This window comes from Legionella gratiana (assembly GCF_001467695.1).
Classification (GTDB): domain Bacteria; phylum Pseudomonadota; class Gammaproteobacteria; order Legionellales; family Legionellaceae; genus Legionella; species Legionella gratiana.
The window spans coordinates 310,350-319,965 of record NZ_LNYE01000029.1 but is presented as its reverse complement, the minus strand read 5'-3'; the positions used below and the strand labels follow the sequence as shown (position 1 = coordinate 319,965).

The following is a 9,616-nucleotide window of genomic DNA, read 5'->3' as shown; positions in this document are numbered from 1 at the left end:
ATCTGCTTTGAGTGCAACAGAATCATAACCCTGAAGCAGCGGATATAAAAACTCATGGATGGCTATTGGTTGGCCTGATGTATAACGCTTATTAAAGTCATCACGTTCCAACATGCGTGCTACCGTATGTGTTGCAGCCAAACGAATTAAGTCCACTGCACTAAATTGAGCAAGCCATTGTGAATTAAATGCCACTCTTGTTTTAAGGGGATCTAAAATTTTAAATACTTGCTCTTGGTAGGTTTTAGCATTTTCCAATACTGTTTCTTGGCTAAGCGGTAAGCGAGTCACATTTTTTCCAGTTGGATCACCAATCATGGCGGTAAAATCACCAATTAAAAAAATAACTTCGTGGCCAAATTGTTGGAATTGTCTTAACTTATTAAGTAGTACAGTATGCCCCAAATGCAAATCAGGTGCTGTTGGATCAAAACCTGCTTTAATTTTTAAGGTTGTTCCTTTTTGTAATTTTTTCTCTAATTCATGCTGTGGAAGGACTTCTTCACACCCTCTTACCAGTTCGGAACATACTGAATCTTCAACTATCATCGCATCAAAACCTTTTAAATGATTGACCTATCTTCTCACACCGAGTATCTTAGCCCGGTTGGCAATTTCCTGCCATACCTAAAAGGTGATTTAAGATAATTTGTCACTCGAAATTGTCTCAGTAGAGACAATAGCATGCTTTCGGATGACAATGTATAGGCAAACAATGGATAAAAAACCTTATTTATACATCGAAAAACGAAGAACAAATAATAATAAAAAATCTAAGCCTTCTAAGGTATTGATGGGTTTTGCCTTGATTATTGCCTTTTCGCTGCCTTATTTTCTTGTAAAAAAATTTTCACATGACTCGCATTATGACTCATATATTGAGCCCACTACCCAATCTATTTCGTTACCCAACCTAGAAGATGAACAATACGATGATTATCAAGATCAAAGTGAAGATGATGATCTAGACGAAGAAAAATCCATTTCTGCAGAGGAAACACCTGTAAGTAAAGAAAGTAAACTTGAAATCATCGAAGACAAAGCTAAAGCCGTTGTGGAAAACGTCGTTAACGCAATTAAACCGGCTAAAAAAATTATTAAAGATAATGAATGGCAAACGATTAAACCTCGCTCAGGTGATTCTATGGCTACTATATTTAAGCGTCTGGGCCTTACCGCACAAAATTTACAGCTGGTCATACAGAAAAATCCTCATGCTAAAGCACTCACAGCCATAAACCCTAGACAAGAGTTAAAGTTTTTAATTAACAAACATAAGTTAGAAAAGTTAATCATCCCGATGAATAATATACAAACATTAACCATTTATAGGGATGGGGCAGTTTATAAAACTAAAATTGATTCTAAAAAGGTAACTACTAAAGAGCGTTACATTACAGGTGTAGTTAGAGGTTCTCTATATACTACAGCCCAACGCTTAGGCATACCAAGAAAATTGATTCAACAAATGACTACTATTTTACGTAAAGAAATCGATTTTTCACGCTCAATTCGTAGTGGAGATCGCTTTTCAATTGCTTATGACAGTCTTTATGTAGAAGACAAAATGGTAGGCGTTGGTGATATTGTTGCTGTTAGCTATACCAATCAAGGTAAGACAGCTCAAGCTGTACGTCATATTAGCAGAAATGGTAACCGTGATTATTATACGCCTAAGGGAGAAAGCTTTAAAAAAGCTTTTTCACGCTATCCCATTAAGTTTAGCCATATTAGTTCAACCTTTTCTGCCTCAAGACAGCATCCCATATTACACTATAGAAGAGCTCATAAAGGTGTTGATTTAGCAGCACCAATTGGGACTCCCATTCAATCAGTGGGTGATGGAGTTATCACCAACATTGGCAGACATAATGGCTATGGTAATATGATTGAAATCAAACATGATAAAACATACAGCACGCTTTATGGGCACATGCTTCGCTTTGAAAAAGGCCTCTCCAAAGGCAGTAAAATAAGACGAGGCCAAGTCATTGGCTATGTAGGTCAAACAGGTCTTGCTACTGGGCCACATTGTCATTATGAACTACATGTCCATAATCAACCAAGAAACCCAACTACAACCTACTTACCCACATCATCTCCAGTTCCTACCCGAGAAATGGCTGCATTTAAAGCAAAAACTCAAAAAATATTCGCTCAATTCAAATTGCTTGAAAATCCAAATTATGCGAGTAAAAACAAAAAAAATACTCAAACAAAAAAGAAGACTAAAGTGGGTTAATTTGTAGGAAGTGTTGAACTCGTGGCACGAACCGTAAAATGCCTTCAATTAGAGGCTTCTTTTATAGATTCATTCCCACTGAGTTTAATCATAAGAAGACAAAATATTTTTCATGGTTTCGTTTTTAACACATACTGTACTACGTATGGTCTTATAAGTTAAATTAGTTGGGCAACTGAATGCGCTTAATAAATCATTTACATTTGAATTAGAAGAATGATCGTGATAGTTCTCTATTTCTTTTTTAATCATAAGTATTGATTCGGAAATTTCTCTTTCGCTATCTAAATCAATATCTTCTAAAATATTTTTTATCACCGTGATTATCTGAGGAACATTTCCTTCAGCCCCCTTGAAAAAGTCTTCTTTTGATAATAATGAATAAATAGCAAAAATATTCGCGTCCCTTTCATATCCAGGAATTTTAGCCACATTCAATCTCAACTTTAGATTGCAAAAAGTTCGCTTAGACATATAAAAACCAATAAAAAAACTATATATTCAAGAATCACTTTGCCAAAATTTAGTGTCTTTGATCAAAAGAATACTATTCCAATAAAGCACGTTTAGATTAATATTAGAACAGATTTATGATCTTGTATACTATGCTTCAGCTAATTCACGCAACCCGTAGTTCATCGGAGAGCGGCTTCGTAAGCAAATATAGGCCTAAACAGGTATTTGTATTAAACCATACGTTAAGAAATTCATCACTGCGATCGGAAGGAAACTCTTCTTTACTCTTAAAATAGAAACCAAAAAGAGTTTCTAGTATTTTATCTTGTAGAAACGATAAATAATTTTTTGAATCATTCAATGTAGCAATAAATTCTTTTGTTTGCTGATTTATTGATTTTTCTAATTTATTTGTAACAACAGCAATTCCTGTGGATACTAAAAACTTGATTAGTGTTATTTCCTCTTCACTTCTAATAATTTTCTTTGAGGCAATGCTTTCTGCAATGTAATCAATGAATGTAGGTGTAGGAGTAATCAATGTTACCGCTAATTCCATTGTGTTTTTAAACGGTTTAGCAATTGATTTACACACTGTAGGGAAGTATTGAATATCAATATAATCGTCAATTAAACCAATTCCATTAGCGGAAAATCCCCATTGTTTTATTGGAAAGGGCCAAGTTGTTAACATAAAATCAAACAATATTTCGCTATTATTTTTAATAAATAGATATAAATCCTGTGGAGTCTTCAATAAAGGAATGCAAACTGGAACCGTATGCCTTTTTAGTAAACGATCATTTAGAAGTTTATTGATTTTTTCCTCAGGTAAGGAAAGAAGATCTTCAGAAATATCCTTTAATTGTGGGAGTAATTTCTTTTTAGGTGTTAAAGAAATTATTGCACATTCCTTTTGATTTTTTAGCGTTTTTACAGTTCTCATTTTAGTTACCAAATTAAAAACCCAATAACTAAATTTATAGATCAAGTCAAAAAAAAGTCAATTTGAAAAAATTAATAACTATTTTGAGTTTGATAAGCATCGTAATAAGTATGCTTCAAAGGACTTTGGATATCCTGCATCTGCTCGTTATTGAAGCCTCCTACTCAGGAGTTTTAACGAAAACATGTATAACGTTCATACTTTCGGAGAAGATTTTAAGAGGCCTATCAGGGCTTTAGAGTCATTTTCTATCTCGGATCGAATTGAATTGCTCATAAATTTTCTAACTAGCGGACACCTTCCTTTTATTTCGCCACCTACATGGTTAGCATCAAAAAATGCGCAGCTTCCTTTATTTTTCCTGAAGGCCACCTGATGTGCATCACCGCCCTTTTGGCGATAAGAAATTATCGCACAATCAGAGTCACCCATAAATTTTTCAAAATTATCAGGATTAGTGATTGTGTTTTCCTCCACTAGGAGATCTTCATGCTCTAAGTTTTCAAAAGCAGAATGACGTCCATCTTGGCCTTTCTGATCGAGTTCATATTGATAATTTTCAGTTTCGACAGCATCCTTATAAATTTCGAAATCAGTTTTTTTTAACCACTCACCCTCCATTCCTTTCAGTGACATTTCAACATACTTATTTGCAAGGGGTTTACAAAGACCTTCATTAGAGCCATTACCATATTTATCAAGCAATACTCTTTGAGTGGTGAAACGTTCATAAGTAGGTTTCGAACTACGACTCCAAAAACGGCTAAACATTAAAACTCCTTAATAAACAATTCTTCGGTAGCTGCAGGGAACATATGAAAAAATAGTACGGCATGGTTATTAAAAATTCAACAACTAACGTATATTTTTGATTGGTGCGGATCTTAATACGTTTTCTGGAATACTATTCGATACGCAACACGTTGAATTTGTTATAGTAACTCCATAACACTTGTCTGATAACGAAGCCCTAATATTTTTCCAGAGCAAAAAAATTTTGGGGCTTTCTTGCCTTATATAACCGCCGATTTAAGTCAATCCTAATGGAAATTTGAATCATGATGTTTTAATATTTGCTCAACTTGAATTATATTTCATATATTTGTATAATTTATAAATATTACTCTGATTGGGTGACTGCAATGAGTAGGTCTAAAGATGAAGATCAAGATGAATTTGAATCTGAATTTGAGGGAATGACTGATGATGAAATTCAGGAGATTGTCGATGCAATGGAACAATCTAATGCTGAGAAGGAGAGTCCAAGCTCAAAAGGAGATCCACTCCTGTTAATAACTCTTCCGCTTTCTATCATCAAAAACTACATTTTTCCTCGGGACGACTTATCTTCTAAAACGTTTAATTGCCCATTACGGAAAAAATTACATGAGAAATGTACGGAAAGCTCGGAATTTCATAAAAATACGATTATCCCGGTCAATGTTTATCTTGATGAAAAAGCAGTTCCGTTACACCAAGAAGCCTATGATGCAATAGCGGAAGATATGGATACACCACCGCTGTGGAAGTCGGATGTCAGCACTACAAGTAAATTAAGTTCATATTGGCAAAAAAAAATGGATAACCAGATGAGCATTGCTCAAGCGTTTGAGAAATGCGGGGAATCCGAAGGAGCGAAGTTGCATACAACAATGGCGAGTTTTTATGGGAAAAATAAGTCTTTCACCAATAGCTTATACACAAAGTACAACCCCGCCGATTACTTTCCAGATTCTAAGGAGGAATTTGGAAATTTTTAGGCTACTCAACAAAGCCAACAGCCCCTAATTTAGTACTAAAGAACGGAACTTCGCATATTTCTATTTTTGGGATTATACTAATTCTAAAGCCTATGAATCTGTATATAGAATTAATAAAATGAAGTTCTTGCTCCCTTATTCCTCATCAATACGCTCCATATCACAGCATTCACCATTAAGATGGGCTTTAATGAAACCTTTTATTGGACTTCGTTCCAAACTCGCTGTAGTGAGGGAAGTGCGAGGAGAGACGGAGCACAGAACCGGAGGGTACACGCCAGTACATGAGGATTCGAGCACCGTATCGACGAAGCAATTCTCCACTACAGTAGCGTTTGGAACGAAGTCTATTGTCTTGTGCCTTTTATTTTCTTATGCAAATCCTGTTTATGCTATCCCTCCGCCCGAAACTTTAGCTTTTCTGGGAGGCAGCCTTGTTTATTCTGGGCTAATAGTCATTGGCCTTATAAGTATTTTCTTCAAATATATTTGGATAAAAACGAAGTTATACATGGCATGGCGTCTTTATCTGCCCTGGATTGTTTTTATTCTTATCCTATCCGTGATCGCTCTTAGTTTTTCAAAAATTCCAGCAATAGGGATCCAAAATACTCCTGTAACTGCTCAAACGATAAAGCATTGGAAAGAAACAAACTCCCAATTTGTCTTTATTGATTTACGTGATAGTAGCGAATACGACAAAATTCATATAGCAGGAGCCCTTAATTTTCCTGCAGGTACAGGTCTTAATGATTATTTAAAAAAGAATACTGACAAAAAAATAATTCTTTATTGTGACAATGGTTTCAAATCAGCAACTCTAAGCTGGTTAGATGCTGACCAAAATTTATTAAAGCAAGTACATAATGAAAAGAGACTTTTTTATTTTCCTGATGGCCTATATCAGTTCATGGATCTTGGAGAACAGAGTCCAGCTCCTGTTGTTATTAATATTCCTTGGGAGTACGCACAGTATTTATTAAAAAAAGCTTCTTTCATCCTGCTTCAATTTAAAGAGGACGCTCTACCCGAATATCAACAAATTATTTCAAAGAAAGACATTCCCATCATAAACTATCCGCAATCTCATGATGAGCTTGCGGAGCAATTAAATAATAAATTCAAGACTGTTAATTCTTATTTTACGTCTAATAATCAGGTGAAACCGTTTCCAATCGCAAGTTTTTTAATGGTGTTAGGCATTTTATTTGTCACTATGTTCTTCATCCGTCGTAAAGAATTGCTGCGAAGCCTATTTGCTGAGCCTTCAGTATGGTATCAATGGGGTACTGTATTAATAAGTCTTATTATGACCGTGCCTACCATCGCATTCAGTTTGCAACTGACTATTCCATTTGATGTATATCTCTATAAAGTAGATCCCAATCTACCTATGAATGCAGCTTATCTTATTCCAATCTATATGCTTTTTGTCTTAGCTTTGGGAATACTCCTTATGTATCCTAAGAAAAAACGGCTGGATTTTTTACGATACCAATTAAGTGCTGTTTTTGCACCTACTAAAAATAGGCTCACTGTGCGACAAATATCATGGAAAACGATTCTCATTCCTAGTACATGCCTCTACGTGCTTTACTTGATTCCGCTTCCTTTATCAAGCATGTTACTCATTAGTATTTTTCTACTGGTTCCTATTGTTGTTGATTTATCACTGTATGTGCTTATTAATCAATTTAAAAACTCAGATAACCACGCATTAAGCTTGCTGAAGCAATGTCATTATGATTGTGATCCGCAAGGACGCCCTTTTATCCAAATCAATACCTACAGTAACCACTCTTTAGGCACAATTAATCTTACCATTGAGAACCAATCAATCAGTTTGGGCTTATTTACTGGTTTGATCATAAACAATAACGAGTCCAGTCAGAGTACATCCTTTCAAGAGAGGTATGATTTAAATGAACAAAAACGAACAAGACTGGCAGGTATGATTCGAAATTTATTAGTTTTATTTCAACAAGATATTGAACTTACTCTTGATCAAGAACAAGATATTATTTTGATTAAATTACACCATAATCATCATGACAGCAGAGTCATTAATCGCCATATTTTATTAACACATTATCAAATGATTCCTGGACACATTCAGGAACAACGCTTTACATCATTACCATTACAAGAAACTTTTGCCAATCCAACGCCACTACTTCTTAGCATTCTCAAACACCGTTGGAGTAATGAGGGTGGATGCCTTAAAGCCTTGCATAAACTAGGTTTACTCATTAAAAAGAAAGAAATAACTCAAGAGCAATTTATTGCCTTTTGCAATCAAATTTACATTGATAATGCATTTGAACAAGCGATTTTTTCCAGCAATAAATTGCTTGCATGGATTCGAAACAAAGTAGTACGTCTGCAATTTCGTCTCGCTACTGAAAGCATTCTTCAAGATTACCATATGCTAATAGCACCTAAGATTCAGATAAGAATAATGAAACTTACTGAATATTTACATCAGCCTTTATCGGTACGGAAACTACAACGAATTCTCAAACAAACACTTACAGGTTTATACAAACAAAGTACCATGTGGCAATTCTACAGTAGTCTTTTACATCAAGATGCATTTCGCCAACTGCAAATTGCTGCAACCAACACCACTTCTCATATGTCCGAGTTACTGCATTCCTCTTTTGAGGCCTCTCAATCCTTAGCAATCGCCTCCTACTATGAGCTTTCAGATCAATCGAACTTTACAACAATCAATTTAAATCAAAAATCAAACTCAAATCTCCGTGATGCTTTTTTAAACACAGAATACGTACGCACTCATTTACGACAATTTCAATTAAAAGAATGGCAATTGATAAACCTACTCTTGGAGAAACTAACCCAACAATTAGAATTGCCCATCAGTCTATCCTATTTAACAATGGATGAGTTTCGTACATTACCTAAAAAACGAAGTGCACTTATTGAATTATTGGAAGAGGGTTATACAACATGGAAGCTGCAAAATCAGTATCAATTTCCCAATACATTTTCGCTACATGACATCGAACAACTGCCTTTAAATACAACAGAACAAATCGTCAGTATCCAGCCTTCGGCAATTAGAGTTTCAGGAAACCAACACATATGTGCTGGTACTGCCGTAGTATTTAAAGAAGGACTCAACCTTGAAGCACTAGGAAAGAGTAGTATTTTAATAGCAGATAACCTATTACCCGAACAAATTATTTCTTGTCAGCACTTAAAAGGTATTATTTTAAAAAAAGGGGGATATCTAAGTCACAGTTCAATTATCGCTCGAGAAAAAAACATAGTCATGATTGCTCAATTTCCAATAGCAACGCTTAACGATAAAAGCAAATTAATCATTCACTCAGGAAATCAAGTACGTGTTTTGAAAAATAAATTTATTGATTGGGACTTTCTTGAAGAATTGAAAGATAATGCAGCAATAGGCAATAAGGCTCAGCGTTTAGCATTATTGAGCCATCATCGATTTAATATCCCTGAAAGTGTGATTTTAAAACATAATACGATTAAAAAAATTTATGAGTTAGTTTCATCCGCAAGCGAACATTCATTATGGCAAGAATATTATGAAGAATTAAACCAATTATTTGAGCTGGTAGCAGCACATACTCCTATTATTGTACGTTCTTCAACTAATGTAGAGGACTCAAGTTGCTACAGTTATGCAGGAATATTTTATTCTCAAGCGAATATCAACAATATGGACGAATTTATTTCTGCCATCTGTGCCTCATGGAAAAACATGATACAACGCCAAACACTGCTCAAAGAATACAGTGGAGAAAATGAATTAACCTTACATCTTATTCTACAACCCTACATTAAAGGACAAGCGGGTGGTGTGTTATTTACTAAAAGTGAAACTCCAGACTTAATGTGTGTTGAAGTCGCAAGCAATGGAATTGAAGGAGTTACAGAAGGTAATGGTGCTCTAGCATCCTTGCGCATTAATGCGCAAGGTCAAACGTTCTATGAGCAAGGTGAAAAAAATATACTTAATAAAAAGCAATACCAAGACTTATATCACTTAGGGCGCCAATTAGAAACTCAATTTGGCAAAGCGCAGGATATAGAGTGGATTATTGCCGATCAACAGCTTTATGTGATTCAATGCAGGGATATTAGTGATAAAGGTCGATTAATAGAAAATCAAACTGCAGATCGTGCATCAAATGAACTATAAACCTAGAAAAAATAAATAGC

Annotated in this window: 7 protein-coding genes (1 of these 7 running past the window's edge); 3 read left to right on the top strand and 4 right to left on the bottom strand. The window is 35.1% G+C overall.

Annotated elements, in window-relative coordinates; all coding sequences use genetic code 11:
• Positions 1 to 549, bottom strand: the 5' portion of a protein-coding gene (gene tyrS, locus Lgra_RS14400; RefSeq protein WP_058499961.1) for a tyrosine--tRNA ligase. The gene continues 648 nt to the left of window position 1, outside the view; the window shows 549 of its 1,197 coding nt (coding positions 1–549); the start codon lies at positions 547 to 549; its stop codon lies off the left edge, out of view.
• 166 nt (positions 550 to 715) lie between these two features.
• Here tyrS and Lgra_RS14395 point away from each other — a divergent pair, with 166 nt between their 5' ends.
• Positions 716 to 2,242, top strand: coding sequence for a M23 family metallopeptidase (locus Lgra_RS14395; protein WP_058499960.1), 1,527 nt, complete (start codon positions 716 to 718; stop codon positions 2,240 to 2,242).
• 84 nt (positions 2,243 to 2,326) lie between these two features.
• Here the strand turns inward: Lgra_RS14395 and Lgra_RS14390 are convergent, their stop codons facing one another.
• The 3 genes from Lgra_RS14390 to Lgra_RS14380 all read right to left on the bottom strand — a co-directional run bounded on the left by Lgra_RS14390 (position 2,327) and on the right by Lgra_RS14380 (position 4,415).
• Positions 2,327 to 2,716 (bottom strand): hypothetical protein, encoded by a 390-nt coding sequence (locus Lgra_RS14390; RefSeq protein WP_065231760.1) that lies wholly within the window; start codon positions 2,714 to 2,716, stop codon positions 2,327 to 2,329.
• Between the two features lie 145 nt (positions 2,717 to 2,861).
• Positions 2,862 to 3,644, bottom strand: a complete 783-nt coding sequence (locus tag Lgra_RS14385; protein WP_058499958.1) for a hypothetical protein — start codon at positions 3,642 to 3,644, stop codon at positions 2,862 to 2,864.
• Positions 3,645 to 3,839: 195 nt separating this feature from the next.
• Entirely contained in the window at positions 3,840 to 4,415 is a 576-nt protein-coding gene (locus tag Lgra_RS14380; RefSeq protein WP_058499957.1) for a hypothetical protein, read from the bottom strand.
• Between the two features lie 371 nt (positions 4,416 to 4,786).
• Here Lgra_RS14380 and Lgra_RS14375 point away from each other — a divergent pair, with 371 nt between their 5' ends.
• Complete coding sequence (locus tag Lgra_RS14375) at positions 4,787 to 5,404, top strand: hypothetical protein (RefSeq protein ID WP_058499956.1); 618 nt, start codon at positions 4,787 to 4,789, stop codon at positions 5,402 to 5,404.
• A gap of 190 nt (positions 5,405 to 5,594) precedes the next feature.
• Entirely contained in the window at positions 5,595 to 9,596 is a 4,002-nt protein-coding gene (locus Lgra_RS14370; RefSeq protein WP_083502914.1) for a PEP/pyruvate-binding domain-containing protein, read from the top strand.
• Positions 9,597 to 9,616 lie beyond the last annotated feature (20 nt).

Bases quoted from the DNA above. Each gene is read 5' to 3' on its own strand.
- Lgra_RS14390 (WP_065231760.1), bottom strand. From the start codon at position 2,716: ATGTCTAAGCGAACTTTTTGCAATCTAAAGTTGAGATTGAATGTGGCT.
- Lgra_RS14380 (WP_058499957.1), bottom strand. From the start codon at position 4,415: ATGTTTAGCCGTTTTTGGAGTCGTAGTTCGAAACCTACTTATGAACGT.
- Lgra_RS14375 (WP_058499956.1), top strand. From the start codon at position 4,787: ATGAGTAGGTCTAAAGATGAAGATCAAGATGAATTTGAATCTGAATTT.
- Lgra_RS14370 (WP_083502914.1), top strand. From the start codon at position 5,595: ATGAAACCTTTTATTGGACTTCGTTCCAAACTCGCTGTAGTGAGGGAA.
- Lgra_RS14385 (WP_058499958.1), bottom strand. From the start codon at position 3,644: ATGAGAACTGTAAAAACGCTAAAAAATCAAAAGGAATGTGCAATAATT.
- Lgra_RS14395 (WP_058499960.1), top strand. From the start codon at position 716: ATGGATAAAAAACCTTATTTATACATCGAAAAACGAAGAACAAATAAT.